Below are 18,467 nucleotides of genomic sequence, written 5' to 3'. Positions count from 1 at the left end.
GGCTACAACGGCCTAATGCCAGTCAGTTAAGCTGACTGGCATTTTTTTGATCGGATACTTCGGTGATTTCAGCCGAATCGCCCGAGGATATGCGCGCTCCTCACGTCGATGCGGCAGCACGTAGTGCGGCGCTGAAGCATGCCGTTCGGCCAAAATTATTGGCAATGTTCCCGGAGCGGTCGACGGAGACGCCCATCGGATGGGAAATGCAGTGGATCGGCCATCGACGTCAAAATCTGACAGACCTTGCCCTTGACGGTTTTGCTCAGGAGTCTTGCGGTCAGGCGTTCTGGTAATCCCGGCCATTGCTTGCGGGCCTGCGGCGAAGTGCTTAACGAGACCACCGCATCCTGACGTCCCAAACGCTGAATAACTTCGTACTGCGTCCCTTTGCGTAACGGCATCAGCCAATGCCGCTCAGTGCCTTTCCAAGGGCAACAGCCGCTTGCGCAGGGTTGCTAAGCCGGCCTGTTCCAGTGCCTGCTCGACCAGTGCAGGATCGAGCAAAGAATCCACCCCTCAATGGCGCTAGGGGTAGAGGCGATGTTGTGGGTCAGTTCCAATGCCCGAGCGAGACGCATAAAAAAATCCAATGCCGGTTACAGGCATCGGATTTTGATTTCTTGCGGCCAAAGGTCAAGCAAAGAGGCTTAACTGATCGGCATCAGGCCTGATGGCCTGCTTCTTTCTCAATCTGTTACCTCATCACAGAAATCACCTGACGGGTATATCAAGTAAACCCTAAGACTTGCGTCAATAATTCCAGCACCATTAATCGTATAGGAGGCCTTCCCCCAGCCACTCCGGATAGGTTTCAGGTGCTGAAAATAATCGCCTATCTTCACGACAAATCCTTTCTCGCGATCATCTTCGGTTACGAAATGAGTCACGGAATTCAATGTTCCCTTAACAGGTTTCGTTGACTCTTTGTCTTCGAACCCCTCCCAGGAAATATTCAATACCGCGCCGACCTGTACATCTCTGAGGGGGCCGATTGCAACTTTTAATCCCTGCATGGGATTCGAGTTGCAATTGAGATATGGCTGATTAGGGTCAACGTCGAGATCTGCATCCGGAAATGTGATTGCGCCAGTCATGATAGCTTCCTTGTGTCATTGGATTTTATTTGCACTGGTTTGTGCAAATTCAGTAAACAAGGAGCGAAAGCGCCTTACAACTGTCAGAAATGACAGTTATTCATATGATTTAGCTATATAAAAGAACATCCACCAACATTACGGACTGGCTTGTTATTAGATGTGGGACAATACCCGCCACTTTCAGCCATACCCGAATCGACCACGCCCATGAACGCCCCCCGCACACCCAAACCTGCGCGCAAGAAGCCTGACACCGCGACCCCGGCCAAGACCGCCGAGCCGCGTGAAAAGGCCAGCCTGCACCCGCGCAATCGCCATCAGGGTCGTTACGACTTCCCGGCGCTGATCAAGACCACGCCGGAACTGGCGAAGTTTGTGATCACCAACCCTTACGGCAAGGAAAGCATCGACTTCGCTAGTCCCGATGCGGTGCGAGTGTTCAACCGGGCGCTGCTCAAGTCGTTTTATGGCATTCAACACTGGGACATCCCGGCAGACTACCTCTGCCCGCCGGTGCCGGGCCGTGCCGATTACGTGCACTTCCTTGCGGATTTGCTGGCCAGCATGAACGACGGCAAGGTGCCACGCGGCGCGATCGTCAACGTGCTGGACATCGGCATGGGCGCCAACTGCGTGTATCCGCTGATCGGTAACAGTGAATACCGCTGGCACTTCCTCGGTTCGGAGATCGACCCGACCGCCGTGGCCGCTGCCCGCGCCATCGTTCAGTCCAACGACCTGAATAAAGTCATCCAGCTGCGTCAGCAGGAAAACCGCAAGCACATCCTGATCGGCTTGCTGGAGCCGGGTGAGCGCTTTGACCTGACCATGTGCAACCCGCCGTTCCACGCTTCGATGGACGAAGCGACCAAGGGCAGCGAGCGCAAATGGCGCGCACTGGGCAAGGCCGACCCGAAACGCAAACTGCCGGTGCTGAACTTCGGTGGCCAATCGGCTGAGCTGTGGTGTGAAGGCGGTGAAGCGCGTTTCGTGACGCAACTGATCGCCGAGAGCGCGAACTTCCAGCACAAGGTGCTGTGGTTCAGTACGCTGGTGTCGAAGGCTTCGAATTTGCCAGCCATCGAAACCGCGCTGAAAAAGGCCGGCGTGCTGGAAAGCCAAGTGGTGGAGATGTCCCAAGGTCAGAAGCAAAGCCGTTTCGTCGCCTGGACGTTCCAGACCAAGTCCGAACAGCAGATCTGGCGCCGCGAGCGCTGGGTTCGCTAAGAAACCGAAGATCCCCTGTGGGAGCGAGCCTGCTCGCGAAGGCGGTATAGCAGTCGATATTGAAGGAGACTGAACCACTGCATTCGCGAGCAGGCTCGCTCCCACATTGGCCCTGCGATTCAGCCATCAAATCGCAGACACAAAAAAACCGTGCCCGGATCGCTCCGGAGCACGGTTTTTTATCGCTGCGTCTTACTTGTTCACAGCGTCGGTCAGGCCTTTGGCCACAACCAGCTTGATCACTTTCTTTGCAGGGATTTCGATGGCAGCGCCAGTCGAAGGGTTACGGCCAGTGCGGGCAGGACGCTCGGTCACTTTCAGCTTGCCGATACCTGGCAAGGTGATTTCGCCGCCGTTTTCCAGCTGATCGGCAACGATTTGGCCCAGTTGGTCCAGAGCGTTACGCGCGGTGGTTTTCGGCGCGTCGATAGCTTCAGCGATGTCGGCGATCAGTTGGTCTTTAGTAAGAGCCATGTAGTGTTCCTTCCCTATCAAATTCATATGGATTGCAGAGTGCAGTGTCAGCCATCGAGCCCGATCTTCTGGATCTGGCACCCTCGGCGATAACCACGACGAGTCGGGTTATAGATACCGAAATCAGGGTTTGGTTCGACCTGACAAATGCTGATTGCACGCTTAACGCAGTGACTTCGCGTAAGACCGGGCAAAACTAGCACAGAGCCGGGGAAATATCCGCCTCTAGCTACCCATTTGGTCAGCTTTATTGCGCTAAATCGGTAAAAAACTGCATAAGCGCCAGTGCGCGCCCCGGTTTTGCCCTACAACCCGCGCCAAAACCAGTGGTTGCGGTACACTGAGCGCTTTTTCGGGGGAGCCTGCCCTCCTCCCTTCCAACAGCCGAGAAGCCCATGCCGATCCGTCATTGCATCGTCCACCTGATCGACAAAAAACCCGACGGCACGCCCGCAGTTCTACACGCCCGTGACACGGAACTGGCCGAGTCTGCAGCCATCGAAAACATGCTCGCCGACCTCAACGAGAGCTATAACGCCAAACAGGGCAAAGCCTGGGGTCTGTTCCATCCGGAATCCGGTGCGTTCCCGTTCAGCGGCTGGCTGAAGGAATACATGGACGGCGGCAAGGACTTCACCGCGTTCAGCAAAGTCGCGGTCGAACACCTGCAGAAGCTCATGGAAGAGTCGAACCTGTCAGTCGGCGGCCACGTGCTGTTCGCCCACTATCAGCAAGGCATGACCGATTACCTCGCCATCGCCCTGCTGCACCACAGCGAAGGCGTGGCGGTGACCGACGAGCTGGACGTGACCCCGTCGCGCCACCTCGACCTCGGCCAATTGCATCTCGCGGCGCGGATCAACGTCTCCGAGTGGCAGAACAACAAGCAGTCCAAGCAGTACATCTCGTTCATCAAGGGCAAGAACGGTAAGAAGGTGTCGGAATACTTCCGCGACTTCATTGGCTGCCAGGAAGGTGTCGACGGCCCGGGCGAGACGCGCACGCTGCTCAAGGCGTTCAGCGACTTCGTCGAGAGCGAAGACCTGCCGGAAGAATCCGCTCGCGAGAAGACCAAAACCCTGGTCGATTACGCCAGCAGCCAGGCCAAACTCGGCGAACCGATGGGTCTGGAAGAGTTGTCCGAGCTGATCGACGAAGAACGCCCGAAAGCCTTCTACGATCACATCCGCAACAAGGATTACGGCCTGTCGCCCGAGATTCCGGCGGACAAACGCACCCTGAATCAATTCCGCCGCTTCACCGGCCGCGCCGAAGGCCTGTCGATCAGCTTTGAAGCGCACCTGCTGGGTTCGAAGATCGAGTACGACGAAGAGGCGGGCACGCTGGTGATCAAAGGCCTGCCAACGTCGCTCACCGATCAGCTGAAGCGCCGTAACTGATGCTCGGCAAAGTGCTGAAGAAGGTTGCGCTGGTTCTGCTGGTGGTCGTGGTCTATCAGAACTGGGGCAAGATCGAGCGGGTGTTCAATCCGTCGCAGATGGTTGCAGAGCAGACGCGGGCCCAAGCCAACGTCGTGCTCTACGCCACCGACTGGTGCGGCTACTGCAAGCAGACCAAACGCTTTCTCGACAGCAAGGGCATTCCCTTCAAGGAGTTCGACATCGAGAAGGATGCCGAGGCGCGCAAGGCGTACGAGGCATTGGGTGGGCGCGGGATTCCGTTGATTGATGTGAACGGTACGTTGATTCGCGGATTTGACCCGGACGAAATCCTCGCCGCCCTGAAGTAACCAATGTGGGAGCGAGCCTGCTCGCGAAGACGGCTGATCATTCAACACTGTTGTTGTCCGACATACCGCTTTCGCGAGCAGGCTCGCTCCCACAATGGAGCTTTAGCGGGCTTCGATGCGGAAACCAAAACGCGGAAAGTGCACATGCACCACACCGCCACGCTCGTCTTCGCGACGAATGATCAACTCTTCGCTACCGGCAAACAGCAACTCACCCACCACCGGATCAACTCCGTAATCGGTCGCGGCGATTGCCACCTGCTGCCCAGCCTTGAAGCCGTTCGGATCAACGAACTGCTCATCCGGCAATGCCGCTGGCGTCGCGTTACGCGCTACCTCAAGCGCCTCTTCCGACGTCATCGCACTGGCTGCGCCATGGCCAAAGCCCAGCACTCGGCCCAACCAGGCTGCAACCGCCGGATACTCATCCACCAGCGGAGCCGTGACATGCGTGGCCTTCAGGAACCACATGGGATGCGCCAGTGCAAAGTCGGCAATCGACGGTTCGCCGAACAGGAAGTCGCCCTGCTCGCGCTGCAACTGCTGCTCCAGCCGCGCCATGATCGTCGGCCACTGGTGCTTGGCTTGTTCAGCAGACAAACGCGTGGCGCTGCCACCACTGAACAGACCAGCGCGGTCGGCAATAAAAGCTTTGATCGCTTCCGGCGGCAACTTGGCGAAGCGCACCGCCACCGATTCCGGTTGAAACACCAGGCTCACCGCATGTTGAAACACCACCGAGTCAGCCCATGTGGCAAAACTGGCGGCGGTAAACTCCTGACCTTCGGGGAAGAACGCCGGCAACGCCTTTTCCTGCTCCAGACGACGGGCGATCAGCGAGGTGTCGCAATAGATATCAGCGCCAATCTGCAGCACCGGGGTCTTGCGATAGCCACCGGTCAGGGCGGTCAGATCCGGTTTCGGCATCACCGGCGAAATATGCACCGAGCGCCACGACAAGCCTTTGAAGCCCAGCAGCAGGCGGGCCTTCTCGGCAAATGGAGAGGTCGGGTAATGATGCAGAATCAACTCGGACATGCTCGGCTCCGCCGCTCAGATAGTGAGCCAGCAGCTTAGCGTGCATTTGCTTAGCAGCCTACAGATCTGCCTGATGGGAACTGATCAGTCAGATTGATAAGAGCTCTGCCGTGATCGCGGTACCGAGACATGGCATCAGGGCATTGCCTGACAGATAAAGTCTTGGAACTCGTCGGTAATTACACGCTATTTTTATAATTCGTTTAAAGACACTCAGTGTTACGCGCAAAGGCCCACAAATTCTTGCGCCGCTGCCTACGCGTACGCCAGAATCCGCCGGCTTGTGCGCCTTGGACTGGCTGCGTAACTTGGAACCGTCACTGATTTCCAGTGATCGAGCTTAGCGGCTCAGCTAGTCACTACGGTTGCACATGTCTATCCAGTCGGGCATTCGCCTGCACTTGATGGTGGCTGTGCGCATGGCACCTTCGGGTGCGCCGGGTTTTGGTGACTACCGGTCCGCTAACTTGCGCATAGCCGCCACCCTTTCGCTTAGCGGCTTAGGGCTTGCGGCCTCAAAGAGGTTAGTCACCATGTTTAAAGTAACGCCAAACCCACCGGTCATAGACTCGGCAACCATCACCCATCCGACGTCGCCATACGAATCCCCCGATTCGAGAAAACTCAACGAAGCCGCCGAACGCGCACTCGACCATTATTTAGGTCCACCCACGGCCCGGATCATGGACACCCCCTATCAACCCAACCGCCTCTACATGGCCAACCCGCAATCGGACGCCGAATCCCTGTTGGTCGACGCGTGCGAAACCTTGGGATCGGCGAGTGTGATGCTCAATGATTTTGCCGGCCAGTTAGAAGGGCCCCGCCGTAAAACACTGCAAGGCATAGCGCAAATCGTCATGGTGGCCGAGATGGCAGTCAATCAGGTTGTGGATAAATTAGTACCCACTGAGTAAATGAAATTAGTGGCGAGAGGTGTACTCTCGCCACTATAGTAAAGACCTAAGTTGCTCAAATAAATCATGTTGTTTTTTCGCGTGGTAAAGCTCGTAGTCGGTCGAACAGTAGGCGATCAACTGCTTGAGCAGGCGGATTGAGTGTGTGCGTAAAAATGTAAGATTAGTGACCCAAGTATGCCCACATGCAGTCGAACCGCACTGACAGTAAAGTCGAGCGAACTCCAATGAAAGCTCTTCTCGAGAAACAATCCGACCTTTCTCATCACAGGCTTTGCAGTTCACCATCATTTAGACCGACTCAGACGTGACCAAACCTAAATTCTAACACCATTAAATCCACTCCTCGTCAACTTACCCCTAAAGCCTTTAAAAACAGCAGCACACGCTAATTGATAAATGCAAACTCTGCACCCACCGACAAACCAACACTAAAAGATAAGAATACAATCATCTTTTGATAGTTTTCGTTTTTTCTATTGAGGACGCGCTGTAAGTTCCAACTCCACGCGCGCTAAGCTGAATATCATCATAAACAACCGTGGCCATGTTTCGCGCCCAGTCGAGACGAACCTCAACTATTGGAGTAGACACCCCATAGTCTTTCGCAAACTTATCCCTAACGGACACCTCCGTATCAACTGTTTTCACGATCGGAAACTCTGCTGTCTTCGACATTTTGAAGCTCCTAAGCACTAGCCAGTTAAATTAAAGTCTTAGTATTGGTAAGACTGGAGCCTTTAGCCTGTCATTAAAAGAAGATCAAAACCACTGTCAAACCTGACAGGTCTTTAGTTGATTTTGCGATTTAAATTTCTATTAATATAATTGATTTACTATAAATCCGACCAATAAATTTGCCTGTCATGTCGCAGAGATCTGTTCATCTGCTTGAACAACTGGCTAATCGGTCGTATCTAATTATTTATATAAACCCGATCTATTTTCTCGATATCACCAAACCCCGCCGCATTCTCTGGCATCCCCCCCAGCGCTGCGTTCATTCGCCACGCCGCGATCACGTCATTGCGCGTGATGTTCTTGATGCGCTCGAACTCGTCTTTTGTTGCAATCAGTCAGACTGATAAGACGCGACCAGACATTCCTTGGCGCTCTTGCGCAGCTTTTTGATCAGCCGCTCCTGGCGCAGCGCATCGCTTTTATCGCGACACAACTCGGTATAGACCAGCGCCATTGCCGGGCTGGAGAGGAAGAACCGCGCGCCTTTGCCGCTTTGATGCTTGGCGAAACGGCGCACCGGATCATCGCTGATCCCGCAGTACAACGAACCATTGGCGGCGCGAACGAGGTAGACGAACCAGGACTTGCTCACCGGTTCGGCGACATCGACAGATTTTTCGCTAAGACTGGTCACTTCGGGATCAAGACGTGTAGGAAACAGGCGGCGATCTTATCAGCGACCGGCCTGAAATGCCTTCAGTCCCTTCAATGCCTGTGCACGCACGGCGTTGCGCACCAACGGCGTCCAGCCCAGCAGCAGGCCCTTGAAACCCAGCGCCTGACGCGACCAGCGCCACAGGTCGAAGTGATCGTGGTGCTCGCAGATCTTGCCGTCACGGAACACGAAGCGGGCCTGGATATCGTTGACCACGACGTTGCCGGTCTGGCTGAACAGGTAGGTCGCGACCCAATGCGCGCCGCCGCTGCGCTCATCGGCGCGGACATTGTCGAAGGTCAGCGAGAAATCCTTGGCGCGGGTGGTGAGCATGCGCCACATGTCGCCGGCATCGCGCCCGCGCAGTTCGCCGAAGGCCGGGTCGCTGAACACTACGTCATCGGTGTAGCAGGCGGCCATGGCTTCGGCATCGAGGCGCTGGAAGGCCTGGTAGAAGCGGGTGATCAACGCGGCGTGGGCTTCGCTCATGGGCAATCTCCAAAATAGGTACAGATTGCCAGCACGATAATCCGCAATGCGCAGAAACACTATCGGCATTCGCACACCGAATACCTGCAGCACGCAAAACCCATGTGGGAGCGAGCCTGCTCGCGAAAGCGGCGTGTCAGTCGACACAGATATTGAATGTAAAATCGCCTTCGCGAGCAGGCTCGCTCCCACATTTAAAATCAGTGCATTCAGATTTTTTCGCTTTGCACTTGCACGTACAGCGCACGCCCGGCGCCAAGCCCGGCGATGATCGCACCAGTACCGATGATGCCAAAGATCCAGCCCACCGCATTCCAACCGCCGGTCCAGTCATGCACCACGCCGACCGCAAACGGCCCCATGGACGCGAGGGTGTAACCGAAGCCCTGAGACATGCTCGACAGGTTCGCCGCGACATGGGAATCCCGCGAACGCAGCACGATCAACGTCAACGCCAGACTGAACGTACCGCCCTGCCCCAGACCCAGCAGAATCGCCCAGCCCCACAGGCCTTCGATCGGCGCATACAGGCAACCGAACAGACCGCCGAGGGTCAGTGCCATAACCACCACGATTGCCAGACGCTGATCCTTGCCACGCGTGGCCAGCCATGGCGCGGCCAACGAGCTGGCCAGTTGAATGATCACCGAACCGGACAACACCAGACCGGCCTGAGTCGGTGTCAGTCCACGCCCAATCAGAATCGACGGCAACCAGCCGAAGACGATGTAGGCCAGCGACGATTGCAGGCCCATGTACAAGGTCACCTGCCAGGCCAGCGGATCACGCAGCAGACCGCGCACGCGATAGGCGACATTGTGCGCGCCATGTTTCTGCCCGACTTGCGGCAGCCAGAACACCGCTGCAACCAACGCCGGAATCACCCAGAAGCCCAGGCCCATCGCCCAACTGCCACCAAAATGCTCACTCAACGGCACGCTGGAACCGGCCGCCATCGCCGCGCCCAGACACAACGCCATGGTGTAGACGCCCGTCATAGTGCCGGCGTGTTTGGCGAAGTCGCGCTTGACGATTCCCGGCAACAGAACACCGATGATGCCGATGCTCGCGCCACCCAATACGCTGCCGGCGAACAAGCCGATCTCGCCAAAGTTGCTGCGCAAAATGATCCCGCCAGCCAGTGTCAGCAGAATCCCCAACACCACCCGCTCGGCACCAAAACGTCGCGCCAGAATAGGCGCCAAGGGTGCAAACAAACCGAGGCAGAGCACCGGCAACGTGGTCAGCAGACCGGCCTGAGCCGCCGACAAGCCGAGGCTTTTGGATACGTCGCTGAGCAGCGGCGCCATGCTCGACAGCGCCGGGCGCAAATTCAGCGCCACCAGAATCAGACCCAGCAGCAACAACCACGGCCGGCGCACCAGCGGATGGCTTTGTTGCACTTGTTCGTCATCGGCCTCGGCGTCGATCAGCAGTTCTTCAAGTTCTGCCGTGCGCTTGGGGGTTGTGGATATCTCGTTGCGGGACATGGATTTCTCGGTTTCAAGGTTCATTGATCAACTGCCTCGACAGGGCTTTGGCCCGTTCCGGGTCGCTTTGCTCGACCGCATCGAGCAACGCGATGTGCAGGTCGAACACTTCCTGACGGCGCGGGACGATGTTCAGGGTCTGGCGCAATTGCGCACCGACGATGCTGGAGAAATAGCGATACAGCTCGCTGAGGGTCGGGTTGTGCGCGGCGTCGACCAGCCGGCGGTGGAACACCAGATCGCAGGCAATATAGGTGTCGAGGTCGCCGTGGTAGTGGCTGCCGCTGGTGCCGAGCGCCTCGCGCAATGCGACGAGGTCTTCTTCAGTACGACGTAACGCCGCCAGGCCGATGGCCTCGACTTCGAGGATGTGGCGGGTTTCCCGTGCCTGTTCCAGCGAGCATTGCGACAGCGCTTTCAGGGTATCCATCGGATCGACCACTGCGCGCAGGTAACTGCCATCGCCCTGACGAATCTCGATCAGTCCGGAAAACGCCAGCACGCGCATGGCTTCGCGCACGGTGTTGCGGCTGATGCCCAACTCGGCGCAGAGCTCGGGCTCTGTCGGCAATCGCTCGCCGACCTGCCAGGCACCGCTGTTGATGCGCTGACGAAGCTGATCCAGGGCCTGATCGACCAGGGATCGTTTGATGAGTGGAGAAATGTCTGACGTAGGATTCGCCCTTTCATCCAATCATAGGATGAATTTTCTGACATGTTAGTCAGACTCGTGTAGGACGGCAACCACCTAGGGTCAATCGGAGACACATGAAGCGGTATTTTCGATTGGTGAAAATTACCCTTTAAGGGTAATTTCAGGGACAGGGTTTTGGTTTCTTATGGAAAAGAACACACCCCATTATGAGCTGGCGGTGATCAAGGCTGAGGTGAGGCGGTTGGGTCAAAAAGCTTTCACCAAAGCTTCGGTCAAATCAGCGGAGAAGCTCGGCTTCAACCTCAGCGAAATGCTAGAGATCGTTTTCGAGCTACAAACCAGGATGTTGTACAAATCGATGACTACTTATGACGATCATCGAATCTGGCAAGACGGGTATCACATCAATTCACGAGATCAGGAGATTTACATCAAGGTGACCTACCGCCCCGGCGGCAGCCCACCGGTAATCTCCTTCAAGGAGAAAAACCCATGAAAACCCAGCAATGTGTCAGCTGCGGTGCACGTGAGGGAATGAGGCATTTCCAGGGTCGCGGAGAAACCCTGAGTGTCAAAGGCATGGAGCGCCGAGTAGACGATTTATCTGGTTGGGAGTGCCAGAAGTGCGGTGAAGTGGAATGGGATTTCGACACCGATAGTGCTGAGCGTTATTGTGATGCCGGTGACGAGCTGGTTCTCGCTGGCAGACAAATGATCGGCGCCGAGATGAAACGTATTCGACGCAAATTGCACCTGACGCAGAAAGAGACGGTGCAACTGCTCTCTGGTGGCGGGCATAACGCATTCTCTCGCTACGAACGCGGCGAGTTACTTCCACCCAAAGCATTGGTGCTGCTGATGCGTCTATTGGATCGTCATCCCTACATGCTCGTCGATATCCAGACCTTGGCTGAAGGCGCAGACCTGCGAGGTTTCACGCACACCGTACACAAGGAACACGAAACCCTCACCGTTTCCTGACCCACAAAAAAACAAACCCGGCACAAGGCCGGGTTTGATTTACACACAAACCATCAATGCAAAATCTGACTCAAGAACAACTTCGTCCGCTCATTCTGCGGGTTATCGAAGAAGTCATTCGGCGCCGCCTGTTCAACGATCTCACCCTTGTCCATGAAGATCACACGGTTCGCCACAGTCCGGGCAAAGCCCATTTCGTGAGTCACGCAAAGCATGGTCATGCCGTCTTCAGCCAGACCGATCATGGTGTCGAGCACTTCCTTCACCATCTCCGGATCGAGCGCTGAAGTCGGTTCATCGAACAGCATGATTTTCGGCTTCATGCACAGGGCACGGGCGATTGCCACACGCTGTTGCTGACCGCCGGACAATTGCCCCGGGAATTTATGCGCCTGCTCTGGAATGCGTACGCGTTCCAGGTAATGCATGGCGATTTCCTCGGCCTTGCGCTTGGGCATCTTGCGTACCCACATCGGTGCCAGGGTGCAGTTCTGCAAAATGGTCAGGTGCGGGAACAGGTTGAAGTGCTGGAACACCATGCCGACTTCGCGGCGGATCGCTTCGATCTGCTTGAGGTCGTTGGTCAGTTCCACGCCGTCGACGACGATGCGGCCCTGCTGGTGTTCTTCCAGACGATTGAGGCAACGAATCGTGGTCGACTTGCCGGAACCCGACGGCCCGCACAGGACGATACGCTCGCCCTGTTTGACGTTGAGGTTGATGTCTTTGAGCACGTGGAACTGGCCGTACCACTTGTTGACGCCCTGCATCTGAATAATGCCTTCAGGACCTGCAGGCTTTTTGATTGCTTCACTCATTTACACAACTCCTAACGCTTGTGGCCAGTGTCGAGCTTGCGTTCCAGATGCATGGAATAGCGCGACATACCAAAACAGAAAATCCAGAACACCAGGGCGGCGAACACGTAGCCTTCGGTGGCCATGCCCAGCCATTTCGGATCGGCAGCGGCTTGCTTGACGCTGTTGAGCAGGTCAAAGAGGCCGATGATGATCACCAGACTGGTGTCCTTGAACAGCGCAATGAAGGTGTTGACGATGCCGGGAATCACCAGCTTCAGGGCTTGCGGCAGAATCACCAGGCCCATCGAGCGCCAGTAACCGAGGCCCATCGCCGCAGCCGCTTCGTACTGACCTTTGGGAATCGCTTGCAGACCGCCGCGCACCACTTCGGCGACATAGGCCGACTGGAACAGGATCACGCCGATCAGTGCCCGCAGCAGCTTGTCGAAGTTCATGCCTTCCGGCAGGAACAGCGGCAGCATCACCGAAGACATGAACAGCACCGTGATCAACGGCACGCCGCGCCAGAATTCGATGAAGGTCACGCAGACCACACGAATCGCCGGCATGTTCGAGCGTCGACCCAGCGCCAGCACAATCCCCAGCGGCAACGCACCGGCAATACCGACTGTGGCGATCACCAGAGTCAGCATCAGGCCGCCCCACTGGCTGGTCGCCACCGGGGTCAGACCGAAACCGCCGTGCAGCAGGGTGAAAGCAATGATCGGGTACAACACCAGGAAGCTCAGCCCGTAGATCGCTTTACGCGGCACACGCGAGATGAACAATGGCGCCGCGCCGATCACCGCCAGCCACACGGTCAGGTCGACGCGCCAGCGCAGTTCCGTCGGGTAATAGCCGTACATGAACTGGCCGAAACGCTGCTGAATGAACACCCAGCAGGCGCCCTCCTTGGTGCAGTCGGCGCGGGTGGTGCCGACCCAGTTGGCATCGACAATCGCCCAACTGAGGATCGGTGGCACCACCAGGTAGATCAGGTAAAACGCAAACAGCGTCAGCAGGGTGTTGAGCCAGCTGGAGAACATGTTCGCGCGCATCCACGCCACCACGCCGATGCTGCTGTTCGGTGGGGGCATGTCGGGTTTGAAAGTATGAGTACTCATGCGCTTTTCCTTACCGCTCGATCAGCGCAATGCGCTTGTTGTACCAGTTCATCAGCAGGGAAATGCTGATACTGATCGCCAGGTACACGCTCATGGTGATGGCAATCACTTCGATCGCCTGACCGGTCTGGTTAAGCACGGTGCCGGCGAACAGCGAAACCATTTCCGGGTAACCGATACCGGCTGCCAGCGAGGAGTTCTTCGCCAGGTTGAGGTATTGGCTGGTCAGCGGCGGAATGATCACGCGCAGGGCCTGCGGAATGATCACCTTGCGCAGGGTCGGGCCGTTGCGCAGGCCGAGGGAACGCGCCGCCTCAGTCTGGCCATGGCTGACCGACTTGATCCCCGAACGCACGATCTCGGCGATGAACGCCGCGGTGTACACGGTCAGGGCCAGGGTCAAGGCAAGCAGTTCCGGGATCAGCACCCAGCCGCCAACAAAGTTGAAGCCTTTGAGCTCGGGCATTTCCCAGTGCAGCGGTGCGCCGAAGATCAATGCGCACAAGGCCGGGATCACCAGCAGAATCGCCAGGCCGACCCAGAACTTGTGAAACGGCACGCCGGTTTCTTCAAAGCGCTTGTTGGCCCAGCGCGTCATCAGCACGATACCGACGATGGCGACCACGATGCTGATCACGAACGCCCAGAACCCGTCCGCAGCCAATGCGGCCGGCATGTTCAGGCCACGGCTGCTGACGAAAAAGGTGTCGCCGAAGTTGTGGCTGTTGCGCGGCCCCGGCATGGTCAGGAATACCGCGAAGTACCAGAACAGGATTTGCAGCAGCGGCGGAATGTTGCGGAACACTTCCACATACACGGTCGCCAGTTTGCTGATGATCCAGTTCTGCGACAGCCGCGCTACACCGATGATGAAACCGAGGATCGTCGCCAGAACTACGCCAATCACAGTCACCAACAGGGTGTTGAGCAGACCGATGACAAACACACGGGCATAGCTGTCCGCTTCCGTGTAGTCGATCAGGTGTTGAGCGATGCCGAACCCGGCACTGCGCTCCAGAAAGCCGAAACCGGAGGTAATGCCCCGGTGCTGAAGGTTGGTTTGCGTGTTGTCGAACAAGTACCAGCCCAGCGAGACCACCGCCACAACGGTGATGATCTGGAATAGCCACGCACGCACTCGTGGATCGCTGAGGCTGAGCCTCTGCTTTGGTGCGCCGATTGAATTTTGCATGAAGTGCCCCGGAAAAAATGGAACAAGAACATCACCCGGCGGTTGGCCCGCCGGGCGATAGAACCATTAGCGCACTGGTGGTGCGTACTGAATGCCGCCGTTGTTCCACAGGGCGTTCAAGCCGCGGTCGATTTCCAGCGGAGTGCTCTTGCCGAGGTTTTTCTCGAAGATTTCGCCGTAGTTGCCGACTTGTTTGACGATCTGCACCACCCAGTCTTTCGGCAGCTTCAGGTCTTTGCCGTACTCGCCGTCAGCGCCGAGCATACGGGCGACGTCCGGGTTCTTGGTCGACTTGGCTTCCGCTTCGACGTTCTTCGAAGTGATACCGGCTTCTTCGGTGTTGAGCAGCGCGTAGCCTACCCAACGGACGATGGCCAGCCACTCGTCGTCGCCATTACGTACGACCGGGCCCAGCGGTTCTTTGGAAATGGTTTCCGGCAGAACCACGTAGTCCTTCGGCGAAGCCAGCTTGCTGCGCTGGGCGAACAGCTGGGACTTGTCGGAGGTCAGCACGTCGCAACGACCGGATTCCAGCGACTTGGCGCTTTCATCGGAGGTGTCGAAAGTGATCGGGGTGTATTTCAGACCGTTGCCACGGAAGTAGTCGGAAACGTTCAGCTCGGTGGTGGTACCGGCCTGGATGCAGATGGTTGCACCGTCCAGCTCTTTGGCACTTTTCACGCCCAGCTTGTTGTTTACCAGGAAGCCGATGCCGTCGTAGTAGGTAATGAAGCCCGGGAATTTCAGGCCCATGCCCGCGTCACGGGAACTGGTCATGGTGGTGTTGCGCGACAGGATGTCGATCTCGCCCGATTGCAGCGCGGTGAAGCGCTCTTTGGCGTTCAACTGACTGAATTTGACTTTGGTCGCATCGCCGAAGACGGCAGCGGCCACAGCGCGGCAGACGTCAGCGTCGATCCCGAGGATCTTGCCGGTCGCGTCCGGTACCGAGAAGCCCGGCAGACCGTCGCTCACGCCACACTGCACGAAACCTTTCTTCTTCACGCCATCCAGGGTTGCACCCGCCTGAGCGAACCCGCTGACGCCGAGAACTGTTGCTGCAGTCACGATCGCCAGAGTGGATTTCAACATCTTCATTCAAACCTCCAGTTTTGCTCTTGTTGTGTCGGAGCTTGAGTCCAGTCGCACCCTTTTGAGGCGTTGTTGACCCGTGTTGGCTTTTTTTGGGGTCAACCGACGTAAGACCTTCGCTATGAGTCTAGTAGGAGAAAATCCACATCATGGACAACTCACTTCTCACCAATCGGCCGAACGGGCTGTAGCCCTTTCACGTTCGCTGCGCCCGTAGCGGCCATTGGCGAACATCCATCACCGGATTCTTTGCCATCCCGTCGCGGGTCGTACACTGATAGTGTTACCGCCACGCGTAGGATGCTTCGTACAGAACCTTCCATAGCAAAGCCCGTACCACACCTGTCGCGGAATCGATTCGGCGACAGGTCAATAGCAAAACTTGTAACCTTGCGACATCTTCTTAACGGATCAACCGGACGCGCACTCGAACCACGCACTTAATGAGAGCGCCCGCACATTTTTGGAGCAGACATGACCGAGCCCTTGATTCTTCAGCCTGTTAAGCCCGCAGATGCCTGCGTGATCTGGCTGCACGGCCTCGGCGCCGATCGCTACGACTTTCTGCCGGTGGCCGAGGCGCTGCAGGAAAGCCTGCTGAGCACGCGCTTCGTGCTGCCGCAGGCGCCCACACTTCCAGTGACGATAAATGGCGGATATGCCATGCCGAGCTGGTACGACATTAAAGCCATGAGTCCGGCGCGGGCGATTGACCGTGACCAGCTGGAAGCGTCGGCGGATCGCATCATCGAATTGATCGAAAACCAGCGCGCCAGCGGAATAGACGCTTCGCGGATTTTCCTCGCCGGGTTTTCCCAGGGTGGCGCGGTCGTATTGCACACCGCATTTGTGAAATGGCAGGGGCCGTTGGGTGGCGTGCTGGCGTTGTCGACGTATGCGCCGACCTTCAGTGACGAGATGGAGCTTTTAGCCAGTCAACAGCGGATTCCTGCGCTGTGCCTGCACGGCCAGTTCGATGGCGTGGTGCAAAACTCGATGGGCCGCAGTGCCTACGAGCATTTGGTGAAGCATGGTGTCACCGTGACATGGCAGGAATACCCAATGGAGCACGAAGTGTTACCCGAGGAAATTCGCGACATCGGTGTCTGGTTGAGCGAGCGCCTGCGCTAAGCGGCGAGATTAAAATCGCCCTTTGATCCCTCCCCCTACGCCGCGCCCGTTTCTTGCATTACACTGGCCGGCGTACATTCCTTAACCAATTGATGAGATGACCGTGCTCAAAGCACTCAAGAAGATGTTCGGTAAAAGCGAGGCTGAGCAGCTCGCGCCAGTTCCCAGTGCGCCGTCGCACGCCCCCGGTCATCGCACCGATGCCCCACAGGCCGACCGCCCCGCTCCCGTAGCGGCACCGAAGCAGCCACCCAAACCTGCACCGGCCGCACCCGTCGCCGCCGAACCTGCCCGCAGCGAAGCGCCGAAACCGGTCAAGCCACGCCGCGAACCGAAGCCCAAGGCGCCGGTCATTGCGTGGAAACTCGAAGACTTTGTCGTCGAGCCACAGGAAGGCAAAACCCGCTTCCACGATTTCAAGCTGTCTCCAGAACTGATGCACGCCATCCAGGATCTGGGCTTCCCGTATTGCACGCCGATCCAGGCGCAGGTGCTGGGCTTCACCCTCGCCGGCAAAGACGCCATTGGCCGCGCGCAGACCGGCACCGGTAAAACCGCCGCGTTTCTGATTTCGATCATCACCCAGTTGCTGCAAACTCCGCCGCCGAAAGAACGCTACATGGGTGAACCCCGTGCGCTGATCATCGCGCCGACCCGTGAGCTGGTTGTGCAGATCGCCAAGGACGCCGCCGACCTGACCAAGTACACCGGCCTCAACGTCATGACGTTTGTTGGCGGCATGGACTTCGACAAGCAACTCAAGCACCTCGAAGCGCGCCATTGCGACATCCTCGTTGCCACCCCGGGCCGTCTGCTCGACTTCAACCAACGCGGCGACGTGCACCTGGACATGGTCGAAGTGATGGTGCTGGACGAAGCCGACCGCATGCTCGACATGGGCTTCATCCCGCAAGTACGGCAGATCATTCGCCAGACCCCGCCGAAGTCCGAGCGCCAGACCCTGCTGTTCTCCGCGACCTTCACCGAAGACGTGATGAACCTCGCAAAGCAATGGACGACCGATCCGTCCATCGTCGAAATCGAAGTCACCAACGTCGCCAGCGAAAACGTCGAGCAACACATCTACGCCGTGGCCGGTGCCGACAAGTACAAATTGCTCTACAACCTGGTCAACGATAATGGCTGGGAGCGGGTGATGGTCTTCGCCAACCGCAAGGACGAGGTCCGCCGTATCGAAGAGCGTCTGGTGCGCGACGGTGTGAATGCGGCGCAGTTGTCCGGCGACGTGCCGCAGCACAAGCGCATCAAGACCTTGGAAGGTTTCCGCGAAGGCAAGATTCGCGTACTGGTCGCCACTGATGTGGCCGGTCGCGGCATCCACATCGACGGCATCAGCCACGTGATCAACTTCACCCTGCCGGAAGTCCCGGACGACTACGTGCACCGCATCGGCCGGACCGGTCGTGCTGGCGCCGATGGCGTATCGATCAGCTTCGCCGGTGAGGACGACTCCTACCAGTTGCCGTCCATCGAAGAAAAGCTCGGTCGCAAGATCAGCTGTGAAACGCCGCCGACGCATCTGTTGCGTGCGGTTGAGCGCAAGCGTCCGCAGTAAACGACGTTTAAAAGAAAAGCGCAGCCGGCAACGGA

20 protein-coding genes and 3 pseudogenes are annotated in these 18,467 nt (G+C 57.4%); 8 read left to right on the top strand and 15 right to left on the bottom strand.

All coding sequences use genetic code 11. The features are described 5' to 3' along the window. Positions 1 to 194 precede the first annotated feature (194 nt). Positions 195 to 416 (bottom strand): annotated as a pseudogene (locus PspS49_RS29780) (IS4 family transposase); the annotation flags it as partial. 273 nt (positions 417 to 689) lie between these two features. Continuing rightward, on the bottom strand, positions 690 to 1,097 hold the full coding sequence (locus PspS49_RS05315; protein WP_127925930.1) for a hypothetical protein: 408 nt from the start codon (positions 1,095 to 1,097) through the stop codon (positions 690 to 692). A 210-nt stretch (positions 1,098 to 1,307) separates the two neighbouring features. Between PspS49_RS05315 and rlmF the strand changes: the two genes are divergently transcribed. Beyond that, positions 1,308 to 2,327, top strand: coding sequence for a 23S rRNA (adenine(1618)-N(6))-methyltransferase RlmF (rlmF, locus tag PspS49_RS05310; protein WP_160038410.1), 1,020 nt, complete (start codon positions 1,308 to 1,310; stop codon positions 2,325 to 2,327). A gap of 192 nt (positions 2,328 to 2,519) precedes the next feature. Here the strand turns inward: rlmF and PspS49_RS05305 are convergent, their stop codons facing one another. After that, positions 2,520 to 2,801, bottom strand: coding sequence for an HU family DNA-binding protein (locus PspS49_RS05305; RefSeq protein ID WP_003221909.1), 282 nt, complete (start codon positions 2,799 to 2,801; stop codon positions 2,520 to 2,522). Positions 2,802 to 3,196: 395 nt separating this feature from the next. Here PspS49_RS05305 and yejK point away from each other — a divergent pair, with 395 nt between their 5' ends. Further along, positions 3,197 to 4,201 carry a nucleoid-associated protein YejK gene (gene yejK / locus PspS49_RS05300; protein ID WP_150749497.1) on the top strand — a complete coding sequence of 335 codons (1,005 nt, stop codon included), beginning with the start codon at positions 3,197 to 3,199 and terminating at the stop codon, positions 4,199 to 4,201. Next, positions 4,201 to 4,551 carry a glutaredoxin family protein gene (locus PspS49_RS05295; RefSeq protein WP_160038408.1) on the top strand — a complete coding sequence of 117 codons (351 nt, stop codon included), beginning with the start codon at positions 4,201 to 4,203 and terminating at the stop codon, positions 4,549 to 4,551. The genes yejK and PspS49_RS05295 overlap by 1 nt, the downstream gene beginning before the upstream one ends. Before the next feature lie 102 nt (positions 4,552 to 4,653). Here the strand turns inward: PspS49_RS05295 and PspS49_RS05290 are convergent, their stop codons facing one another. Beyond that, positions 4,654 to 5,589, bottom strand: a complete 936-nt coding sequence (locus PspS49_RS05290) for a glutathione S-transferase family protein (protein WP_123451880.1) — start codon at positions 5,587 to 5,589, stop codon at positions 4,654 to 4,656. A gap of 533 nt (positions 5,590 to 6,122) precedes the next feature. Here PspS49_RS05290 and PspS49_RS05285 point away from each other — a divergent pair. Beyond that, entirely contained in the window at positions 6,123 to 6,506 is a 384-nt protein-coding gene (locus tag PspS49_RS05285) for a hypothetical protein (RefSeq protein ID WP_127925926.1), read from the top strand. Positions 6,507 to 6,539: 33 nt separating this feature from the next. Here PspS49_RS05285 and PspS49_RS05280 read toward each other — a convergent pair. From PspS49_RS05280 to PspS49_RS05255, 7 genes and pseudogenes are all read right to left on the bottom strand, one after another. After that, positions 6,540 to 6,797: pseudogene (locus PspS49_RS05280) on the bottom strand (ogr/Delta-like zinc finger family protein). Positions 6,798 to 6,956: 159 nt separating this feature from the next. Next, the gene (locus PspS49_RS05275; RefSeq protein ID WP_160038406.1) at positions 6,957 to 7,184 is read right to left on the bottom strand and encodes a hypothetical protein; all 228 of its coding nucleotides are present in this window, start codon (positions 7,182 to 7,184) and stop codon (positions 6,957 to 6,959) included. 158 nt (positions 7,185 to 7,342) lie between these two features. Continuing rightward, a pseudogene (locus PspS49_RS29775) lies at positions 7,343 to 7,570 on the bottom strand (phage portal protein); the annotation flags it as partial. A gap of 8 nt (positions 7,571 to 7,578) precedes the next feature. Further along, complete coding sequence (locus PspS49_RS05270) at positions 7,579 to 7,881, bottom strand: GIY-YIG nuclease family protein (RefSeq protein WP_008083651.1); 303 nt, start codon at positions 7,879 to 7,881, stop codon at positions 7,579 to 7,581. A gap of 39 nt (positions 7,882 to 7,920) precedes the next feature. Continuing rightward, entirely contained in the window at positions 7,921 to 8,391 is a 471-nt protein-coding gene (locus tag PspS49_RS05265) for a nuclear transport factor 2 family protein (protein ID WP_007909058.1), read from the bottom strand. A 209-nt stretch (positions 8,392 to 8,600) separates the two neighbouring features. Further along, positions 8,601 to 9,905: a CynX/NimT family MFS transporter gene (locus PspS49_RS05260; protein ID WP_077571231.1), complete on the bottom strand. Its 1,305-nt coding sequence runs from the start codon at positions 9,903 to 9,905 to the stop codon at positions 8,601 to 8,603. Then, on the bottom strand, positions 9,895 to 10,575 hold the full coding sequence (locus PspS49_RS05255; protein WP_160038404.1) for a FadR/GntR family transcriptional regulator: 681 nt from the start codon (positions 10,573 to 10,575) through the stop codon (positions 9,895 to 9,897). Before PspS49_RS05255 ends, PspS49_RS05260 begins: the two co-directional genes overlap by 11 nt. A 145-nt stretch (positions 10,576 to 10,720) precedes the next feature. Between PspS49_RS05255 and PspS49_RS05250 the strand changes: the two genes are divergently transcribed. Further along, complete coding sequence (locus tag PspS49_RS05250; RefSeq protein WP_127925922.1) at positions 10,721 to 11,032, top strand: type II toxin-antitoxin system MqsR family toxin; 312 nt, start codon at positions 10,721 to 10,723, stop codon at positions 11,030 to 11,032. Next, positions 11,029 to 11,517 carry a type II toxin-antitoxin system MqsA family antitoxin gene (locus PspS49_RS05245; RefSeq protein ID WP_034154577.1) on the top strand — a complete coding sequence of 163 codons (489 nt, stop codon included), beginning with the start codon at positions 11,029 to 11,031 and terminating at the stop codon, positions 11,515 to 11,517. Before PspS49_RS05250 ends, PspS49_RS05245 begins: the two co-directional genes overlap by 4 nt. A 53-nt stretch (positions 11,518 to 11,570) precedes the next feature. On the opposite strand, the gene PspS49_RS05240 is transcribed toward PspS49_RS05245, so the two are convergent. From PspS49_RS05240 to PspS49_RS05225, 4 genes are all read right to left on the bottom strand, one after another. Continuing rightward, positions 11,571 to 12,335 (bottom strand): amino acid ABC transporter ATP-binding protein, encoded by a 765-nt coding sequence (locus PspS49_RS05240; protein WP_038357653.1) that lies wholly within the window; start codon positions 12,333 to 12,335, stop codon positions 11,571 to 11,573. A gap of 11 nt (positions 12,336 to 12,346) precedes the next feature. Beyond that, positions 12,347 to 13,441, bottom strand: coding sequence for an amino acid ABC transporter permease (locus PspS49_RS05235; protein WP_007949911.1), 1,095 nt, complete (start codon positions 13,439 to 13,441; stop codon positions 12,347 to 12,349). 10 nt (positions 13,442 to 13,451) lie between these two features. Beyond that, a complete protein-coding gene (locus PspS49_RS05230; protein ID WP_150749501.1) occupies positions 13,452 to 14,633 on the bottom strand; it encodes an amino acid ABC transporter permease in 1,182 nt (393 codons plus the stop codon). Between the two features lie 66 nt (positions 14,634 to 14,699). After that, positions 14,700 to 15,731: an amino acid ABC transporter substrate-binding protein gene (locus PspS49_RS05225; RefSeq protein WP_127925921.1), complete on the bottom strand. Its 1,032-nt coding sequence runs from the start codon at positions 15,729 to 15,731 to the stop codon at positions 14,700 to 14,702. Positions 15,732 to 16,199: 468 nt separating this feature from the next. Between PspS49_RS05225 and PspS49_RS05220 the strand changes: the two genes are divergently transcribed. Further along, complete coding sequence (locus PspS49_RS05220; RefSeq protein WP_127925920.1) at positions 16,200 to 16,856, top strand: alpha/beta fold hydrolase; 657 nt, start codon at positions 16,200 to 16,202, stop codon at positions 16,854 to 16,856. 97 nt (positions 16,857 to 16,953) lie between these two features. Further along, positions 16,954 to 18,432 (top strand): ATP-dependent RNA helicase RhlB, encoded by a 1,479-nt coding sequence (rhlB, locus tag PspS49_RS05215; RefSeq protein WP_160038402.1) that lies wholly within the window; start codon positions 16,954 to 16,956, stop codon positions 18,430 to 18,432. Positions 18,433 to 18,467: the final 35 nt, after the last annotated feature.

It is taken from the genome of Pseudomonas sp. S49 (assembly GCF_009866785.1).
Lineage (GTDB): Bacteria > Pseudomonadota > Gammaproteobacteria > Pseudomonadales > Pseudomonadaceae > Aquipseudomonas.
Note: the sequence above shows the minus strand (reverse complement) of the source record. Positions and strands in the feature narration are given on the sequence as shown.

What these genes read in the sequence shown, in the direction of transcription:
- PspS49_RS05315 (WP_127925930.1), bottom strand. Translation starts at nt 1,097, where the DNA reads ATGACTGGCGCAATCACATTTCCGGATGCAGATCTCGACGTTGACCCT.
- rlmF (WP_160038410.1), top strand. Translation starts at nt 1,308, where the DNA reads ATGAACGCCCCCCGCACACCCAAACCTGCGCGCAAGAAGCCTGACACC.
- PspS49_RS05305 (WP_003221909.1), bottom strand. Translation starts at nt 2,801, where the DNA reads ATGGCTCTTACTAAAGACCAACTGATCGCCGACATCGCTGAAGCTATC.
- yejK (WP_150749497.1), top strand. Translation starts at nt 3,197, where the DNA reads ATGCCGATCCGTCATTGCATCGTCCACCTGATCGACAAAAAACCCGAC.
- PspS49_RS05295 (WP_160038408.1), top strand. Translation starts at nt 4,201, where the DNA reads ATGCTCGGCAAAGTGCTGAAGAAGGTTGCGCTGGTTCTGCTGGTGGTC.
- PspS49_RS05290 (WP_123451880.1), bottom strand. Translation starts at nt 5,589, where the DNA reads ATGTCCGAGTTGATTCTGCATCATTACCCGACCTCTCCATTTGCCGAG.
- PspS49_RS05285 (WP_127925926.1), top strand. Translation starts at nt 6,123, where the DNA reads ATGTTTAAAGTAACGCCAAACCCACCGGTCATAGACTCGGCAACCATC.
- PspS49_RS05275 (WP_160038406.1), bottom strand. Translation starts at nt 7,184, where the DNA reads ATGTCGAAGACAGCAGAGTTTCCGATCGTGAAAACAGTTGATACGGAG.
- PspS49_RS05265 (WP_007909058.1), bottom strand. Translation starts at nt 8,391, where the DNA reads ATGAGCGAAGCCCACGCCGCGTTGATCACCCGCTTCTACCAGGCCTTC.
- PspS49_RS05260 (WP_077571231.1), bottom strand. Translation starts at nt 9,905, where the DNA reads ATGAACCTTGAAACCGAGAAATCCATGTCCCGCAACGAGATATCCACA.
- PspS49_RS05250 (WP_127925922.1), top strand. Translation starts at nt 10,721, where the DNA reads ATGGAAAAGAACACACCCCATTATGAGCTGGCGGTGATCAAGGCTGAG.
- PspS49_RS05245 (WP_034154577.1), top strand. Translation starts at nt 11,029, where the DNA reads ATGAAAACCCAGCAATGTGTCAGCTGCGGTGCACGTGAGGGAATGAGG.
- PspS49_RS05240 (WP_038357653.1), bottom strand. Translation starts at nt 12,335, where the DNA reads ATGAGTGAAGCAATCAAAAAGCCTGCAGGTCCTGAAGGCATTATTCAG.
- PspS49_RS05235 (WP_007949911.1), bottom strand. Translation starts at nt 13,441, where the DNA reads ATGAGTACTCATACTTTCAAACCCGACATGCCCCCACCGAACAGCAGC.
- PspS49_RS05230 (WP_150749501.1), bottom strand. Translation starts at nt 14,633, where the DNA reads ATGCAAAATTCAATCGGCGCACCAAAGCAGAGGCTCAGCCTCAGCGAT.
- PspS49_RS05225 (WP_127925921.1), bottom strand. Translation starts at nt 15,731, where the DNA reads ATGAAGATGTTGAAATCCACTCTGGCGATCGTGACTGCAGCAACAGTT.
- PspS49_RS05220 (WP_127925920.1), top strand. Translation starts at nt 16,200, where the DNA reads ATGACCGAGCCCTTGATTCTTCAGCCTGTTAAGCCCGCAGATGCCTGC.
- rhlB (WP_160038402.1), top strand. Translation starts at nt 16,954, where the DNA reads ATGACCGTGCTCAAAGCACTCAAGAAGATGTTCGGTAAAAGCGAGGCT.